At 69.5% G+C, this 16,673-nt stretch carries 12 protein-coding genes and 1 pseudogene; 11 read left to right on the top strand and 2 right to left on the bottom strand.

Going from position 1 to position 16,673, the window contains the following annotated elements; translation table 11 throughout:
- The first annotated feature begins 44 nt into the window (after window positions 1–44).
- Both F8S13_25125 and F8S13_25120 read left to right on the top strand, forming a co-directional pair.
- Window positions 45–1,076 (top strand): hypothetical protein, encoded by a 1,032-nt coding sequence (locus F8S13_25125; GenBank protein KAB8140131.1) that lies wholly within the window; start codon window positions 45–47, stop codon window positions 1,074–1,076.
- Window positions 1,077–1,175: 99 nt separating this feature from the next.
- The gene (locus F8S13_25120; protein ID KAB8140130.1) at window positions 1,176–3,671 is read left to right on the top strand and encodes a phospholipid carrier-dependent glycosyltransferase; all 2,496 of its coding nucleotides are present in this window, start codon (window positions 1,176–1,178) and stop codon (window positions 3,669–3,671) included.
- Window positions 3,672–4,478: 807 nt separating this feature from the next.
- Here F8S13_25120 and F8S13_25115 read toward each other — a convergent pair.
- Window positions 4,479–7,943, bottom strand: coding sequence for a cyclic nucleotide-binding domain-containing protein (locus tag F8S13_25115; protein ID KAB8140129.1), 3,465 nt, complete (start codon window positions 7,941–7,943; stop codon window positions 4,479–4,481).
- 8 nt (window positions 7,944–7,951) lie between these two features.
- Window positions 7,952–8,761, bottom strand: coding sequence for a hypothetical protein (locus tag F8S13_25110; protein ID KAB8140172.1), 810 nt, complete (start codon window positions 8,759–8,761; stop codon window positions 7,952–7,954).
- A gap of 1,025 nt (window positions 8,762–9,786) precedes the next feature.
- On the opposite strand from F8S13_25110, the gene F8S13_25105 reads away from it, so the two are divergent.
- The 9 genes and pseudogenes from F8S13_25105 to F8S13_25065 all read left to right on the top strand — a co-directional run bounded on the left by F8S13_25105 (window position 9,787) and on the right by F8S13_25065 (window position 16,668).
- Window positions 9,787–11,043, top strand: coding sequence for a 3-isopropylmalate dehydratase large subunit (locus F8S13_25105; GenBank protein ID KAB8140128.1), 1,257 nt, complete (start codon window positions 9,787–9,789; stop codon window positions 11,041–11,043).
- Between the two features lie 117 nt (window positions 11,044–11,160).
- Window positions 11,161–11,769, top strand: coding sequence for a LysE family translocator (locus F8S13_25100; GenBank protein KAB8140127.1), 609 nt, complete (start codon window positions 11,161–11,163; stop codon window positions 11,767–11,769).
- 46 nt (window positions 11,770–11,815) lie between these two features.
- Window positions 11,816–12,319, top strand: coding sequence for a homoaconitate hydratase (locus tag F8S13_25095; GenBank protein ID KAB8140126.1), 504 nt, complete (start codon window positions 11,816–11,818; stop codon window positions 12,317–12,319).
- A gap of 3 nt (window positions 12,320–12,322) precedes the next feature.
- Window positions 12,323–13,387 (top strand): isocitrate/isopropylmalate dehydrogenase family protein, encoded by a 1,065-nt coding sequence (locus F8S13_25090; protein KAB8140125.1) that lies wholly within the window; start codon window positions 12,323–12,325, stop codon window positions 13,385–13,387.
- Window positions 13,388–13,476: 89 nt separating this feature from the next.
- A pseudogene (locus F8S13_25085) lies at window positions 13,477–13,569 on the top strand (FmdB family transcriptional regulator).
- 207 nt (window positions 13,570–13,776) lie between these two features.
- A complete protein-coding gene (gene lysW / locus F8S13_25080; GenBank protein KAB8140124.1) occupies window positions 13,777–13,944 on the top strand; it encodes a lysine biosynthesis protein LysW in 168 nt (55 codons plus the stop codon).
- 59 nt (window positions 13,945–14,003) lie between these two features.
- The gene (gene lysX, locus F8S13_25075; protein ID KAB8140123.1) at window positions 14,004–14,855 is read left to right on the top strand and encodes a lysine biosynthesis protein LysX; all 852 of its coding nucleotides are present in this window, start codon (window positions 14,004–14,006) and stop codon (window positions 14,853–14,855) included.
- Between the two features lie 111 nt (window positions 14,856–14,966).
- Window positions 14,967–15,584 carry a GNAT family N-acetyltransferase gene (locus F8S13_25070; GenBank protein KAB8140122.1) on the top strand — a complete coding sequence of 206 codons (618 nt, stop codon included), beginning with the start codon at window positions 14,967–14,969 and terminating at the stop codon, window positions 15,582–15,584.
- Between the two features lie 49 nt (window positions 15,585–15,633).
- Window positions 15,634–16,668, top strand: a complete 1,035-nt coding sequence (locus tag F8S13_25065; GenBank protein ID KAB8140121.1) for an N-acetyl-gamma-glutamyl-phosphate reductase — start codon at window positions 15,634–15,636, stop codon at window positions 16,666–16,668.
- The last annotated feature ends 5 nt before the right edge of the window (window positions 16,669–16,673 follow it).

Below are 16,673 nucleotides of genomic sequence, written 5' to 3'. Positions count from 1 at the left end.
ACGGAGACGGAGTTTCGCCTTTTTTGAACGGAAAGATTTTGCGCATGTCCTCGCAGCTGATCAGCAACACCATCCGCAGCTCCAACATCCGCCGCATCATCACCAGCGTGATCATCGCGCTGATCGTGCTGGGCGTCGGCCTGCTCAACATCCGCTACATCGCCAACTTCTTCGCTGGCCCGCGCGATATCGACCACAGCGAGCTGCTGCAGATCGACGATGCCGACAAGGTCTCGCGCAACTGGGTGAATGTGAAGGCCGACCAGGCGATCGACACCGGCTACCAGATGGTCGAGACCAGCCGCACGGGCCGCGAGACCGTGGAGTCGAACTACCTGGCGCTGGTGATCGACGACCGCATCCTGCTGGTCGAGTCGCCCAGCGCCGACGAGGTGACTGAGGTCTCGGGCGCGCTGATCCCGATCTCTAACGAGATCCGCACCAAGATAGTTGCCGAGATCGAGCGTGAGGAAGACCTGGACGATGTCTTCCTGCCCTACATGCTCGACGCTGGCAACTTCCGCATGCCGGGCTATATCGGCATGGGCATCGGCGGTATCATCCTGCTGTTCTGTGCCTGGGGCGTGTTTTCGGGCGTGATGAACACCGACCCGACCCGCCACCCGATCATGCGCCGCCTGTCGCGCTTCGGCGACCCGACCATGACGGTGTCGGAGATCGAGAACGAGCTGCTGGCCCCGCGCTGGCAGCACGACAAGCTGCGCATCACCACCAGCTGGCTGGTCTACACCGTGGCCGCCGACTTCAGCGCCATGCGCCTGAACGAGCTGGTGTGGATGTACAAGCAGGTGACTCAGCGCCGCGTGAACGGCATCCCGGCGGGCAAGACTTTCACCGCCATCTTCTGCGATAGCCACGGCCAGCAGATCACCGTGCAGGGTAAGAACGAGCAGGATGTCGAGGCGATGCTGACCGAGGTGCACGGATTCGCGCCGTGGGCTTTGGCGGGCTACAACAACGACATCGAGCAGGCCTGGAAGAAGAACCGCGCCGCCCTGATCGAGGCCGTGGCCCAGCGCCGCGCCCAGCCGCAGCAGCCCGAGACCGAGGCCTAGCGACCCACACAGCCTATACAGCCACACCGCCAGGCGCGGGGACGATCCATGGTACTATCGTCCCCGCGTTCTCTTTTTGTACTACTGGCAGGTTCGCCCGTGAAGCTCCCCCCCACCGCCGCCCGCTGGCGCATCGCGCTGCTGGCCTGCGCCGCCCTGGCCCACCTCGCGCTGCTGCCCGCCCTCCCGCTGGGCCTGCGCGGCACCCTCGCCCAGCTCATCCTGCTGCTGCCCGGCGCGCTGCTGGCCCTGTGGCTGCTGGGCGACGAGACCGACGGGTGCGAGCTAGCCCTGCTGGCCCTGGCGGGCGGCGTGGCCTTCCAGTCGCTGGCGCTCTACGGCATCTACCTACTGCCCGCCGCCATGCCGTGGTGGCTGGTGCTGCTGCCCTTCGACGCGGCGGCGCTGGCCGCTGGCTGGCGGCTGCTGGCCGCCTCGCCGCGCGCCGCCGCCCCGCCGCCCCGCGCCGAGCTGCTGGCCCTGGCCGCCGTGCTGCTGGCGGGCGCGGCCTTCCGCCTGCCCTACCTCGGCCACGCCGAGTACCAGGGCGACGAGGCCCGCGCCATCCTGATGGCCGCCGACGCGGTGCGCGGGCGCGAGGACATCCTGCTCTGGCACTCCAAAGGCCCGGTCGAGATCCTGCTGCCCGCCGCGCCGCTGGCCCTGCTGGGCGCGGCCAACGAGTGGGCCGCGCGCCTGCCCTTCGCGCTGGCGGGTCTGGGGGTGCTGCTGGGGGCCTATGTGCTGGGCCGCCGCGTGCTGGGCAGCGGCCTGGCCGGGCTGGTGGCCGCCGCCGCGCTGGCCTTCGACGGCTTCATGATCGGCTTCTCGCGCCTGCTGCAGTACCAGATGGTGCTGGCGCTTATGGCTGTGGCCGCCGTCTGGTGCGCCTGGCGCTTCCGCCAGGGCGCGGCGCGGCCCGCCCGCCTGCTGCTGGCCGTCGCGCTGTTCGCGGCCACCGGCCTGCTGGCCCACTACGACGGGCTGTTTGTGCTGCCCGCCCTGGCCTGGCTGGCCATCGCGGGCGGCGTGCAGCGGCGCTGGCGGCCCGCCCAGTGGCTGCGCATGCTTGGCCCGCCGCTGCTGCTGGCCGCCGCGCTGCTGGCCAGCTTCTACGTGCCCTTCTTCCTGCACGAGCACTTCCTGCGCACGCTCAAGTACCTGGGCAAGCGCACCGGCCAGACCGACGGCGTGGCGCTGTTCAACAACCTGCCCGCCTACTACATCCGCGCCACCTTCTACTCCACCGCCTACCAGATCATCGCGCTGGGCGCGGCGCTGCTGGCGGGCATGCTGGCCTGGCTGTGGCGCTACGGCAGGCCGCGCCCGCTAGGCCTGGCCATGGCCGCCCTGCTGCTGCTGGCCAGCGTCGCCACCCTGGCGGGCTGGCCGCTGGCCCTGCCCAGCGGGCTGAACCTAGCGCTGCTGGCCTTCGGCCTGCCCCTGGCGGCGCTGGCGCTCTCCCCAGCCACGCCCGCCCCGCTGCGGGCCGTGCTGGTCTGGTTCGCCGCGCCCTTCCTGGCCGAGTCGTTCGTGCTGGGCGACCCCAAGACCCACTTCTACACCATGTACCCGGCCTGCGCCCTGCTGGTGGGCCTGGCGGTGGCCCAGCTGGTGGGCCTGCTGCGCCGCCGCGCCCGCCCGCTGCTCTGGCCGCTGGCCTGCGGCGGCGCGGCGCTGGCCCTGCTGGCTGCGCCCTTCCTCGCCATCGCCTACCTGCGCCAAAGCCCCGAGTACCGCTTCACCTTCGGCCAGAAGCCAGCGATCTACCAGGCATTCACCACCACCGATCTGGTCGCGGTCGGCGGCTTCTTCGGCTTCCCGCACAGCGCCGGGTGGCGCGCGGTGGGCGAGCTGTACCGCACCGGCGCGATGCGGGGCACCTTCGGCAGCAACGAGGACTACCTGATCGGCCACTGGTATACCCGCCGCGCCCCGCGCTGCGACACCAGCCCCGACTACTATGTGCTGGCCGACATCCCCTTCGACCAGAACAAGCTGCCCGAGGACCAGATCCGCCAGCAGTTTCACCTGTTCGCCACCATCCGCGTGGGCGGCGAGCAGAAGATGCAGATCTACAGCCGCCAGCCCGTGCCCGCCCCGCGCGAGCTGTCGCTGGAGCAGGATGGGGCCAGCTACGACCAGCAGCTGCTGGTGGACGTGTGGCAGCGCCACACCATGCTGGATGTGACGCCCGCCCAGCACACGGGCGCGCAGTGGCCCGGCGGACTCACGCTCAAGGAGTACGACCTGGGCCTCACCGCGCTCTACGGCGGGCAGGACAACACCCTCAAGCTCACATGGAAGGCCGAGCAGCCGATCGACCGCGAGTACACGGCAGCGCTGGAGATCGTGGATGCCTCGGGCGCGGTCGCATCCGCCGTGGCCCCGCCCTGCGTGGAGTCGCCCACAACCCAGTGGCACACCCACAAGAACAACCCCGTGACCTACCCCTGGGTGGTGGATGACGCGCTCGCGCCCGGCAGCTACACGCTGCGCCTCACCCTGCGCGAATCGGCCAGCGGCGCGGTGCTGCCCATGGCCGACGGCGCGCAGTCGCTCGATCTGGCCACGATCCAGGTGCGCCAGCGCTAGATCGGGCCAGCAGAGGAGGAAAAATCGGGCTTCGGCACCATGCCAGCGTTCCCGCGCTGGGGCAGGAGATCTGCGCTATCGTATCTCCCCCTTCGGCGCAGATCTGTACCAGCGGGATAGCCCTCGCCCGCAGCGGGAGCACCTTCACCCGCAGCGGTATCGCCTTCACCCGCAGCGGTATCGCCTTCACCCGCACCGGGATCACCTCCACCCGCAGCGGATATTACTTTTCTAGGCGTGGCATAGGGACACGGCAAATACTGCACAACCGCCTGCCAGACCATGCACCGCGCCCACAACGCACATGAGCCATGATCGCTGCTCCACCCCACCACCCGGCCCATGCGGCGAAGGTGTCGCTGATGTTTTGATGGCCATATGCACAAACACCAGCCGCCAGCGAACAGCACAGGAACGCCTCAAATTGGCGTCCAGGGGCCACTCCCCTGGCGGGGGTTCAGGGGCGCGGAGCCCCTGACGCCGCCCGCGTAGGGCATTCACCCACCACGAAAGAAGAACAGGTATCACTGATACAACCACAAGGTCGGGCCGACCTTCACCCGCAGCGGGATCGCCTCCACCCAAACCATGCAAACCTTTTCACCACCAAACAAAAGCACGAAGATCGCTTGATCTTCGTGCCTTTCCATCTCCATGGTTATTCGTCTTCTCCGTCCCTTGGTGCCTTGGAGTCTTGGTGGTAAAAGACCTTCGCGCCTTCACCTCTTCGTGGTATTCGTCTTCTCCGTCCCTTGGTGTCTTGGAGTCTTGGTGGTAAAAGATCTTCGTGCCTTCGCGTCTTCGTGGTTAATCGGTCGTGCGCAGCTCCAGCTTGCGGGCGCTGCCCACCTGCTCCAGGCCGCGTGCCGTCGCCGTGTTGCCCATGGCCAGCGCGCGCACCGCCTGATGGGGCAGCGCCAGCACGCGCAGCTCGGTGGCCGCCAGCACATAGGCGCGGGGCGGCGTGCCATCGATCAGCTCCAGCTCGCCGAAGAACTCCTCCGCGCCCAGGCGGTTCACCAGCCGCAGCCGCTGCTGGCCGCGCTCATCCTCGCCCGCCCGCACCATCACCGCCGCGCCGCCCTCCTGGATCACATACAGCACGCCCGAGGGCTTGTCTTGGCGGATGATCACGCTGCGCGGTGCGAAGCTGCGCTGCTCGGCCAGCTGGGCCAGGCTGCGCAGCGCGCCGCGCGGCAGGTCGGCGAAGATCGGCACGCGCTCCAGCAGGCGCAGCACCGCCGCGCTGTCGGCGGCCTGGGCCGCGTGGGGCGCGGCCTCGCGGATCAGGGCGATCAGCTCGGCGGCGGGGATGAACAGCAGCGTCGACTCGACCGAGGTGTAGAACGAGTGGGCCGCCGCGCGCTGGCTGGTCAGCTCATCCACGCCCACGGCGCTGGCGCGGTGTAGCTCGGCCACCACCGTCTCGCCGTCGCGGCCCAGCACCTCGCCTGCCTCCACGATCCAGACGCCGGGCGGCGCGTCGCCAGCGTGCAGCAGCGCCTCGCCCGCACGCAGGCGCTGGGTGCGCGCGCTGCGGGCCAGGGCCAGCAGCTCATCGTCGTCGCAGGCCAGCAGGGCCTCCACCTCGCGCAGCAGCCGCATGCGGCCCACCATGGCGTCGCCGAACGCGCCCGACAGCTCCCTGGCCCAGGGCGTGTCGGGGAAGCACAGCCGCCCCGCCGTCTCGCGCTCGGGCCAGGGCAGCGCGTCGTAGGCGGCCTGGATGGTGCGGCGGGCAAAGGACGCCCCGGCGATATCCTCGATAGTGGAGACCGTGTAGCGCAGCACCTCGGCGAAGCGTGCGCCCTGCACATCCAGCGGCTGGGCCTCCAGCCGCAGCGCCACCTCGGCCAGGTCGCGGTCGAGCCGCACGCCCCAGTTGGCCGTGGCGGCCAGCACATCCATGCGGTCGTCGAAATCCTGGGTGCGCCGCGCGCCGTACACCGCACGCAGCAGGCGGTAGCACCCGGCGTAGCACATCTGGAAGGCCCGCACCAGGCGCTCGGACTCGCTCAGGCCGGGCTGGTGATCCCACGCCAGCTCGGCGGGGGCGATCTGGCGCAGCGTGGCCAGGTGGGTGATCCACGAGGCCGCCCACAGGCCCGAGGCCAGCACATCCAGCCCCAGCGACGAGGCCCGCAGGTCGGTGATGTAGGCCAGGGCCGAGGCCGCCGCCGCCATCCACATCAGCCCCCACGACCAGATCAGGCGCGAGTCGGCCAGGCTGAAGATATAGGGTAGCAGCAGGGCCAGCGCCAGCGCGCCGAAGTAGGCGGGCGCGGCGGCCAGCAGCGCCAGCATGGCGGCGCGGCCCAGGGCGGCGGGCGGCAGCGGTGCCACGATCATCGTCAGCTCGCGGATCATCACCAGCCCGCCCACGCCGAAGGCCGCCATCAGCATCAGGGCGGTGGCCAGCTGCACCCGCTGGGGCGCGAAGCGCACGCTCACCTCCAGCTGGGCGGTGAACGCGGCCAGCAGCAGCAGCAGCAGCGCCGCGCCGTCGGCCACCTGCCAGAACCACATGCCCGGCAGGGCCAGCCGCAGCAGCGCGCCGAAGCCCGCCAGCACGGTGGCCGGGGCCAGCGCGCCCAGCGCGGGCGCGATCGCCGCGCCCTGGTAGTCGGGGCGCACCACCAGCAGCGCCACCGCCGCCACCACCCACAGCCCCAGCGGGATCAGCTGGCCGTAGCCCACGCCCTGGCCCCGCCCCAGCAGCAGCGCGGCGATCAGCACCGCCCCGCCGCTCACCCAGGCGATCAGGTCGGGCCTGCGCCCGTAGCCGTTGCGGATGAGCCAGGCCACCGCGCTGCGCACCCCGCCCAGCGCCACAAACACCAGCCCGAACACCACCGGCACGATCACGAACAGCACCAGCGCCGCCGCCGCCGCCCGCTCCAGCGCCCCGCCCGAGGCCCACAGGCCCACCACGGTGCCCCAGATCCAGCGCTGCCAGAACTGCAGCGCGAACCAGACCGCCGCCGCCGCGTAGAGCGTGGCCAGCGCACCGTACAGCGCAAAGATCCGCTCGTCGCGGCTGAGCGGCTGGGATACTACCAGCCAGCCGCGCAGGCCGTGCTCGTGGGCGTGCTGGCGCTCGGCGCGGGTGGCCAGCCGCAGCTTCTGCCACAGCGGCCCGCGCACGAAGGCCAGGGCGCGCTGGCGCAGATCGGGCAGGCGCAGCACATCCACCAGGATGAAGTAGCCATCTAGCTCCAGCAGCGGGTTGGCGTTCATCAGCGTGGCGATGTAGCAGGTGAAGGCCAGCTTGGTGGCCACCGGCGCGAGCGCCGCCTCGGGGTGCAGCCAGGCGAAGCCCGCCGCCAGCCCGCCCACCAGCAGGTCGGACATCGGCCCCGCCGCCGAGACGATCACGCGGTGCAGCCGCCGCGAGCGCCAGATGTCGCTGGTGTCCACATAGAAGGCGGGCAGGCCGTAGTACAGCATCATGCCGCCGCCGCGCAGCCGCCGCCCGAAGTGCTTCACCGCCAGGGCGTGGGCGCTCTCGTGCAGGAAGAACGAGACCAGCAGGGCCAGCCAGAGCGTGGCCACCTGGGTCGGCACGCCGCCCGCGTCGGCCTGGGCCACGCCGCCGGTGAGCATCAGCGCGAAGGCCGACGCGCCCGCCACGGCCAGCGCCAGCCACAGCAGCGCAAACACCGGCGTGAACAGCAGCCAGCCGCCGAAGCGGTAGATCGCGCCGTAGATCCCGTCGATATCGCGCAGCTCGAAGCGCCGACCGGCCAGCACGCGCAGCACGCGGCGGCCCCAGCCCTCGGCGGTGCGCTCCTCCAGCCGGGCCGCCAGCGCGCGGTACACGCCCACCGGCCTATCGACCAAGAAGCCCTCGGCGCGCAGCGCCTGCACCAGCTCGCCCACCGGCAGCAGCTGCTTGAACTGCAGAAATGCGCCCGTGGCCAGCTGAGCCACCGTGCGCGTGCCGTCCATCTGGTGCCAGATAGCGCGCTGCGCCGCCGTGAGCTGCAGGTAGGTGCCGCGCGGGCTGTGGATGATCGTCAGCTGCTGCCCGCCCTCCGCCACCTCCTCCTCGGCGATATCGGGCACGGCCACCGGGCGGTACTGCGCGGGGTCGACCCGCTGCGCCAGCGCGGCGTACAGCCCAGGGCCGGGCGACGCGGGCAGCTTGCCCAGGCGGCTGTGCCAGCCCCTGCGGGCCGCAGCGGGGCGCGCAGCCTCGCGCCGTAGCTCGGCCCACAGCCCCTGCGGCTCAACCGCAGCATCGGCGGTGTTGGAAAAAAGACGTCGTGTCATCAAAGCCTCTAGCGCTCATCCAGCCAGGCCAGCCACTCCTGCTCCAGCGCAGGCAGATCCTTACCATACACGCCCGCGTAGTCCGCCGAGCCAGGCGCGCCCGCGCCGCTCACGTACAGCGCGTCGAACTTCTCGCGCCCGTAGCGCCCGATCAGGAACTCGACAAAGCTCGCCCACTCATAGTACAGCGTGTTCATCGCCGCGATGCCCAGCCCGGCGTAGTGCGTGGCCAGCGGGTAGTGGTCGCCCGCCGCGCGCTGGGCCTGCACAAAGCTGCGGAAATCGGGCTGGCCGCCCAGCCAGTACTTGCCCGCGCCGTAGGTCGCCATCCCCTCGGAGAGGATGAGGTCGGCGCTCAGGTGGCGCTCGCCGTAGCGATCCTGCTCCAGCTGGTGCACCAGCTCGTGGGCCAGGATGTTCACCGCGCGCTGGGGCGCGATGCTGGGGCAGGTGAACACCTGCACATCGCGCACATCGGTGTAGGCGATGCCCTGCAGGCCGCAGCTCGCGTCGGCCACAAAGCTGGCCGTGAGCCGCGCCTGCGCACCGCCGCCGAAGCGCGCCGACACATAGGCCAGCGCCTCGCCCACCTGCGCGCGGATGGCCGCCTCTTGGCCGGGGTAGAGGTCGGCGGGCAGGGCCACATCCAGCCCGCCCTGGGGTGCGGGGGCCACCGTGGGCGCCGCTGCGGCGGGCGGCTGCGCCCCAGGCTGCCACTGCGACACCAGCGCGGGCGTGCCGCCGCCCGGCAGCAGCAGCGCGATCGCCACCAGCGAGATCAGCGAGATAGCGACCAGCGCGGCGGGCGGCAGCCGCATCGGGAGCGGGCGGCGATTCTGCATAGGGCACCTGTTGCGGGTAGAAGCGGGCTGCAAAGAAAAGTATACCATCACCCAGCGCCCATGCGTCCTCGGCCAATGAAGGAACCGCTACCACCAAGACGCCAAGGCACCAAGGCGACAAAGGCCATGCGCATAGGGTCGGAGCTAACCCTCACCCACCCGGGCCATGCGGCGAAGGTGTCGGGGATGTTTGGATGGCCATCTGCACGGATGCCAGCTATCTAAAGACCGCATAGGGATGCCCAGCTTGGAGATGCCAACAGGGCGATGCCCACACATAGTGTGATTTTGCTGCGCAGGGCCTTCGGCTGCTGCTGCGCGCCTTCGCGCCTTCTATTCATCGCCTTCGGCAAACTGCCGCTTGACGAACGCTGGCGGCGGTGCTATACTCACGCCGGTTTAGTCAAATCGTCTTTTAGGGAACCATGAACCACACCACGTTCCAGCAGAAACAGCAGGTGAAAAAACCGGACATCACGTCTGGTTAGCTTGCTTGTCGCGCGAATGTGTACAGGCCCGCTTCACCAGACATACGGTGGAGCGGGCCTTTTTGCATATCTATACCAGGAGCCAGCACCCATGAAACAGCTACTATCGACCAAACAGAAAACCCAGATGCAGCACGCCGCCGTCGCCCGCAGCCTGAGCATACCTGTTGAACGGAGAAGTAGCCATGGTGAACCTGAACGCACAGCATAGCCCTGCCCGCGCTGGCCACCGCGCGCCTGCCGCCCGCCCCATGGGCGCGGCCCGCCGATCTGTCCGCAGCCAGCGGCCCTGCTGCCGCCCCCGGTTCCACGTGCTCCTCCCCGCCTGCACGCCGCAGGCGCTCCCTTCGCCTCAACACGATCTCCGCCGCACGCCAGCGCGCTGGTGTGCCGAATCGCCGCGCGCCGCGCGAATCGGCGGGTTACGCCCGCGTGCTACAACATGGGGCAGCGCGCCCCGCCCCGCTACCGCGTCTTTTGCAACCCAAGCCTACTAAAGGAGCTACCGACACCATGGCACAGACACTGGCTGAGCAGATCCTCTCGCACGCCGCCGGGCACGAGGCCCACGCTGGCGAGAATGTGGTGGTGAATGTCGACCTGGTGATGATGCACGACAGCATCTCGCCCAGCATCATCAAGGTGCTGCACAACGAGCTGGGGGCCGAGCGCGTGTTTGACCCATCCCGCATCGCGGTGGTGGTGGACCACGTGGCCCCGGCGGCCACCGTGCAGAACGCCGAGCACCAGGCCAACCTGCGCCGCTGGGTGCGCGAGCAGCAGATCCAGCACTTCTTCGACGTGGGGCGCGGCATCTCGCACCCCGTGCTGGTGGAGGAGGGGCTGGCCCGCCCCGGCATGCTGATCATCGGCAGCGACTCGCACTCCACCGGCTATGGTACCGTGGGCGCGTTCGGCTCGGGCATGGGCACCACCGACATCGCGCTGGCCCTGGCCACCGGCCAGACCTGGATGCGCGTGCCCGAGACGGTGCGCGTGCAGGCCAGCGGCGCGCTGCGCCCCGGCGTCAGCGCCAAGGATCTGGGCCTGCGCGTGGCCCGCGAGATCGGCGCGGATGGCGCGACCTACCAGTCGGTTGAGTGGCACGGGCTGGACGCCCTCTCGCTGGGCGAGCGTATGACGCTGGCCACCCTCTCGATCGAGGTGGGCGGCAAGGCGGGCATCGTGGCCCCCACCGGCCCGGCCATCGAGGCCCACGCGGCGCGGCTGGGCTACCAGGTACCCGCGTGGCTCAGCGTGCAGGATGGCGCGACCTACAGCCGCGTGGTGGAGGTGGATCTGGGCACCCTAGAGCCGCAGATCAGCGTGCCGCACCACGTGGACAACGTGGTGGACCTGAGCGACCTGGGCCAGGTGAGGGTGGATGTGGTCTACCTGGGCACCTGCACCAATGGCCACTACGACCATATGGCCGCCGCCGCCCGCATGCTGAAGGGCCGCCGCGTGGCCCCCGGCACCCGCCTGATCGTGGTGCCCGCCACATCCGAGGCCATGCTCCAGGCCACCAATGACGGCACGCTGGCCACGCTCATCCAGGCCGGCGCGACCATCGGCACGCCGGGGTGCGGCGCGTGCATCGGGCGGCACATGGGCGTGCTGGCGGGCGGCGAGACCTGCCTGTTCACCGGCAACCGCAACTTCCGTGGCCGCATGGGCTCGCCCGAGGCCCAGATCTACCTCGGCTCGCCCGAGGTGGCCGCCGCCACCGCGATCACTGGCTACATCACCAATCCCGCCGAGGTTCTGTAGGGCGGGTGCCGCCGCGCTCTTGAGCGGTGCGCGCAGCGCAAAGCGGGAAAGATACCCTTTCATCTTTATCAATCTCGGTAGCTTTGCGATAGATGGCTTTGTTTGATGGAGGAAGGCATGAATCTGCTGCTTCAGGGACTGCTGATCGGCTTCTCGATCGCAGCGCCAGTCGGGCCGATCGGGGTGCTGTGCATCCGGCGGACGCTGGCGGATGGTCGGACGGTTGGGCTTGCCACCGGGCTGGGGGCGGCCTCGGCGGATGCGGTGTTCGGCAGCGTTGCCGCGTTTGGTCTGGCGATCATCTCCGGCTTCCTGATGCAGCAGCAGACCTGGATCAAGCTGCTGGGCGGCGCGTTCCTGTGCTACCTAGGCGTGCGCACGCTGCTCTCGCGGCCCGCCGAGCAGGCGGCGCAGGCGGGCGGCAGCAGCCTGCTGGGCGCGTATGCATCCACCTTCTTCCTCACGCTCACCAACCCGGCCAGCATCGTGCTGTTCAGCGCGGTGTTCGCCAGCCTGGGCCTGTTCGGCGGCGTGGGCGGCATGGCGCTGCTGCTGGTGCTGGGCGTGTTCCTCGGCTCGGCGCTGTGGTGGCTGCTGCTCAGCGGCGGGGTCAGCCTGCTGCGCTCGCGCTTCAATGCCGCCGCGATGCTGTGGGTGAACCGCATCTCTGGCCTGATCATCTTTGGCTTTGGCGCGGCGGCGCTGCTCAGCCTGCTGGCCCGCTAGCTTTTTACCAGAACGAACGCCCGCGCTGCGGGCAAGGAGAATAGACATGGCTCGCGTCTGGATCTTTGGCCCCAACGTCAACACCGATCAGATCGTCCCTGGCCGCTACGCCCCCTATATGCTGAAGGATGAGGCCATGCTGCGCCAGTACCCCTTTGTGGAGGCCCGCCCCGAGTTTGCGGGCACGGTGCAGCCGGGCGACCTGCTGGTGGCCGGCCCCAACTTCGGCTGCGGCTCCTCGCGCGAGTACGCGCCGCTGGCCCTGAAGATGGTGCAGGTGGGCGCGATCATCGCCCCGCTGTTCGCCCGCATCTTCTACCGCAACGCGCTGAACCTGGGCATCCCCTGCTTCGAGGCCGACCTGACCCAGCTGCTGCGCGACGGCCAGGAGGTCGAGACCGACCTAGAGCACGGCCTGATCGTGGCCGACGGCCAGCAGATCCAGCTGCCGCCGCCGCCCGCCTTCCTGCGCGAGGTGTGGGCCGCTGGCGGGATCGTGCCCTACTACAAGCAGCATGGCCGCTTCCCCGGCCAGCCCGAGGCGCAGTAGCCCATGGCCACCACCACACCGAGCATCCTGCTCATCCCCGGCGATGGCATCGGCCCCGAGGTGACCGAGGCCGCCGTGGCGGTGCTGCGCGCCAGCGGCCTGCCGCTGCAGTTCGCCGAGGCCGAGGCGGGCTGGGGCACCTTCCAGCGCCAGGGCGCGGCCCTGCCGGATGCCACGCTGGCGGCGGCCCAGGCCAGCGACGCCATCCTGTTTGGCGCGGTGGCCTCGCCCAGCCACCCGGTGCAGGGCTACCGCAGCCCGATCGTGGGCATGCGCCGCGCCCTCGACCTGTACGCCAACATCCGCCCGGTCACCTCCATCCCCGCCACGCTGGCCGCTGGCCGCGCCGCCGTGGATCTGGTGGTGGTGCGCGAGAACACCGAGGGCCTGTACGCCGGGCGCGAGCGGCTGGAGGACGGCGGCGCGACCGCCATCGCCGAGCGCGTGATCACCCGCGCCGCCAGCGAGCGGATCGTGCGCACCGCGCTGGAGCTGGCCCGCGCCAGGGGCCAGGCTGCCGCGCGCCCCGCCCGCGTGACGGTGGTGCACAAGGCCAATGTGCTGCGCGAGACATGCGGCCTGTTCCGCAGCGCCGCGCTGGATGTGGCCGCCGCCTTCCCCGATGTGGCCGTAGATGAGCTGCTGGTCGACACGGCGGCGCTCCAGCTGGTGCAGCGCCCCGAGCGCTTCGACGTGATCGTGACGACCAACCTGTTTGGCGACATCCTCTCGGACATCGCCTGCTACTGGGGCGGCGGCATGGGCATGGCGTCCTCGGCCAACCTGGGCCGCAGCACCGCGCTGTTCGAGCCGGTGCACGGGGCCGCGCCCGACATCGCGGGCCGGGGCGTGGCCAACCCGCTGGCCGCCATCGGCTGCGCGGCCATGCTGCTGGATCACCTGGCCGCCCGCGTGGCCGACCCCGCGCCCTACCTGGCTGCGGCCCAGCGCACCCGCGCCGCCGCCAGCGCCACGCTGGCCCACGGCCCGGCCACCCCCGACCTGGGCGGCAGCGCCACCACTGCCCAGGTCACGGCGGCGGTGATCGAGCTGATTCAGTCGGCGTAGCGCAAAAATATGCGTAGGTGATGTGAATCGGCGCGATTGTGCGAAAATAGCCAGTAGATTGATAGAACGTCTTGTAGATTGATACAAGGTCAGGGGGAACTGACGGAAGGTCAGGGGGAACTGACGGAAGGTCAGGGGGAACTGACGGAAGGTCAGGGGGAACTGACGGAAGGTCAGGGGGAACTGACAGAAGGCCAGGGGGAACTGGCCGAAGGTCAGGGGGAACTGACGGAAGGTCAGGGGGAACTGACGGAAGGTCAGGGGGAACTGGCCGAACGGCTGGAAGCAGCCACATTTTCTCGTGAAGACAGCGCGCGTCGCTCGGCGGCGCGGCTACAATAGCATTGAACCCGCAGGCGCGCACGCGCCACACAGCAAGGAGCACAGCCATGGAGACCACATGCCCAGAGTGCGAGGCCACCATCAGCCTGAACGCCGACACCGTCGAGGGTGAGATCGTCACCTGCCCAGACTGCGGGGTGGAGCTTGAGGTTGTGAGCGTCAACCCGCCCGAGCTGGCGCTTGCGCCCGAGGTTGGCGAGGACTGGGGCGAGTAGCTTTTCCACCGTAGCGCGCCGCCACCTGGGCGGCGCGCACAGCTTTAAGGAGCCACACCATGCGAATCGGAGTTCTCTGCTCGCGCATCCGCGTCGAAGAAAAGCTGATCTTCGCCGAGTTCGAGAAGCGCGGCGTGCCGTTCGAGCGCATCAACGACCAGGACATCGTCTTCGATCTGAACAGCGGCAGCTACCCCTACGATGTAGTGCTGGAGCGCAGCATCGAGCACAACAGCGCGCTCTACACCCTCAAGATCCTCAACGACGCGGGCGTGCCCACCGTCAACACCTACCAGGTGGCCGACACCTGCGGCGACAAGTTCAAGACCACCCAGGCCCTGATCAAGGCGGGCGTGCCCAGCCCGCAGACCCGGCTGGCCTTCACCCCCGAGGCGGCGCTGGCGGCGCTGGAGGATCTGGGCTACCCGGCGGTGCTGAAGCCCTGCATCGGCTCGTGGGGCCGCCTGATCGCCAAGGTCAACGACCCGCAGTCCGCCGAGGCCCTGCTGGAGCACAAGCAGATCCTCGGCTCATACCACCACTCGGTGTTCTACATCCAGGAGTACATCCAGAAGCGCGAGGATCGCGACATCCGCGCGTTTGTGGTGGGCGGCGAGTGCATCGGCGCGATCTACCGCACCAGCCAGCACTGGATCACCAACACCGCGCGCGGCGGCAAGGCCACCAACTGCCCCGTCACCCCCGAGCTGGCCGAGATCTGTGTGAATGCGGCCAGCGCCGTGGGCGGCGGCGTGGTGGCGATCGACGTGCTGGAGGACACCGAGGGGCGGCTGCTGGTGAACGAGGTGAACTACACCATGGAGTTCCGCAACAGCATCGAGACCACCGGCGTGAACATCCCGGCGCATATCGTGGAGTACACCCTGGCGGCGGCGCGGGGCCAGGCCTAGCCCTGCGCTGGTCAGGTTGCAACTCTGGAATGAGTCTTGGCAGATAGAGTTATGCTATGCTCTCCCAGATCCAGCCTTATCGCTCTGTGATAGAACCTTTGGGAGGAAGCTATGACCCATCCAGAACCGCAGCTCCGTATCGAAGTTGTGCCCGGCGAGCGCATCTACCTGAGCCACCCGCATCGCAGCGACCTGCCGCTCTTCGCCCGCTGGTTCGCCGACCTTGAGCTGACCGCCTACCTTGGCGCGTCTGGCCGCTCGTACACCTACGAGGATGAGGAGGGCTGGTACAGCAGCCGCAACAGCGACAGCACGCGCACCTTCGCGATCATCGTGCGCGAGACCGCCCAGATCATCGGCTCTGTCTCGCTGATGAAGATCGACCACCAGCATGGCCGCGCCGAGCTGGGCATCGCCATCGGCGAGAAGAGCGCCTGGAGCCAGGGCTACGGCACCGAGGCGGTACGCCTGATGTGCGAGTACGGCTTCACCTTCCTGAACCTGCACAGCATCCACCTGTGGCACACCGGCTTCAACGAGCGCGGCCACCGCGCCTACCTGAAGGCCGGCTTCCGCGAGGCCGGGCGGCTGCGCGCGGCCCGCCTGTTCGACGGCAGGCGCTACGACGACATCCTGATGGACATCACCCGCGAGGACTTTGGGGCCACCGGGCTGGGCCGCCTGATCGGCCAGATCGCGCCGGATGACGAGGCCCTGGCCAAGAACTGAAAGCAGTGGGCCGCCCGTAGGCGGCCGGTATCGCAAGAGGAATGAGAAGATGCTACGTGTCTCCATCATTGGCGGCAGCGGCTATGTGGGCGGCGAGCTGCTGCGGCTGCTGCTGGCCCACCCGGGTGTGGAGGTTGCGCATGTGACCTCGGAGCGGCTTGCGGGCAAGCCGGTGGCCAGCACCCACCCCAACCTGCGCGGCCACACCAGCCTGCAGTATGTGCCTGCCAGCAAGGTCGCGCCCTGCGACGTGCTGTTTCTGGCGCTGCCCCACGGCTCGGCGGCCAAGCGGATCGAGGAGTTCGCGGCGCTCGCGCCAAAGATCGTCGACTGCTCCGCCGACTTCCGCCTGCGCGATACGGCCGCCTACGAGCGCTGGTATGGCGAGGAGCACCCCAACCCCGCGTGGCTGGGCCGCTTCGTCTACGGCCTGCCCGAGATCTACCGCGAGCAGATCCGCGCGGCCAGCTACGTCTCGGGCGTGGGCTGCAACGCCACCGCCACCAACCTGGCGCTGCTGCCGCTGGCCCGCGCGGGCCTGATCGACACCGACCGCGACGTGATCGTGGAGGTGAAGGTTGGCTCGTCCGAGGGCGGCGCGCAGTCGAGCGACGCCTCGCACCACCCCGAGCGCTCGGGCGCGGTGCGCTCGTTCGCCACCACCGGCCACCGCCACACCGCCGAGGTCATCCAGGAGACCGGGGTCGAGCGGGTGCACCTCTCGATCACCGGTATCGAGATGGTGCGCGGCGCGGTGGCCACGGCCCACGCCTTCGCCAAGAGCGCGATCACCGAGAAGGATCTGTGGCGGGCCTACCGCGCCGCCTACACGCCCGAGCCATTCGTGCGGATCGTGCGCGAGAAGCAGGGCATCTACCGCCTGCCCGAGCCGAAGATCCTGGCCGGCACCAACTACGCCGATGTCGGCTTCGCGCTGGATGAGGCCACGGGCCGGATCGTCAGCATCTGCGCGATCGATAACCTGGGCAAGGGTGCCGCAGGCTCGGCCGTGCAGTGCATGAACCTGATGTGCGGCCTCGAAGAGACCGCAGGGCTTGAGTTCTGGGGGCTGCACCCGGTGTAGCCCCG

Source organism: Chloroflexia bacterium SDU3-3 (assembly GCA_009268125.1).
Taxonomy (GTDB): Bacteria; Chloroflexota; Chloroflexia; order Chloroflexales; family Roseiflexaceae; genus SDU3-3.
This window is presented reverse-complemented; position numbering and strand designations above follow the sequence as displayed.

Coding starts and splice junctions, on each gene's coding strand:
- F8S13_25065 (KAB8140121.1), top strand. CDS start 15,634: ATGCTACGTGTCTCCATCATTGGCGGCAGCGGCTATGTGGGCGGCGAG.
- F8S13_25095 (KAB8140126.1), top strand. CDS start 11,816: ATGGCTCGCGTCTGGATCTTTGGCCCCAACGTCAACACCGATCAGATC.
- lysW (KAB8140124.1), top strand. CDS start 13,777: ATGGAGACCACATGCCCAGAGTGCGAGGCCACCATCAGCCTGAACGCC.
- lysX (KAB8140123.1), top strand. CDS start 14,004: ATGCGAATCGGAGTTCTCTGCTCGCGCATCCGCGTCGAAGAAAAGCTG.
- F8S13_25100 (KAB8140127.1), top strand. CDS start 11,161: ATGAATCTGCTGCTTCAGGGACTGCTGATCGGCTTCTCGATCGCAGCG.
- F8S13_25115 (KAB8140129.1), bottom strand. CDS start 7,943: ATGACACGACGTCTTTTTTCCAACACCGCCGATGCTGCGGTTGAGCCG.
- F8S13_25125 (KAB8140131.1), top strand. CDS start 45: ATGTCCTCGCAGCTGATCAGCAACACCATCCGCAGCTCCAACATCCGC.
- F8S13_25070 (KAB8140122.1), top strand. CDS start 14,967: ATGACCCATCCAGAACCGCAGCTCCGTATCGAAGTTGTGCCCGGCGAG.
- F8S13_25105 (KAB8140128.1), top strand. CDS start 9,787: ATGGCACAGACACTGGCTGAGCAGATCCTCTCGCACGCCGCCGGGCAC.
- F8S13_25090 (KAB8140125.1), top strand. CDS start 12,323: ATGGCCACCACCACACCGAGCATCCTGCTCATCCCCGGCGATGGCATC.
- F8S13_25110 (KAB8140172.1), bottom strand. CDS start 8,761: ATGCGGCTGCCGCCCGCCGCGCTGGTCGCTATCTCGCTGATCTCGCTG.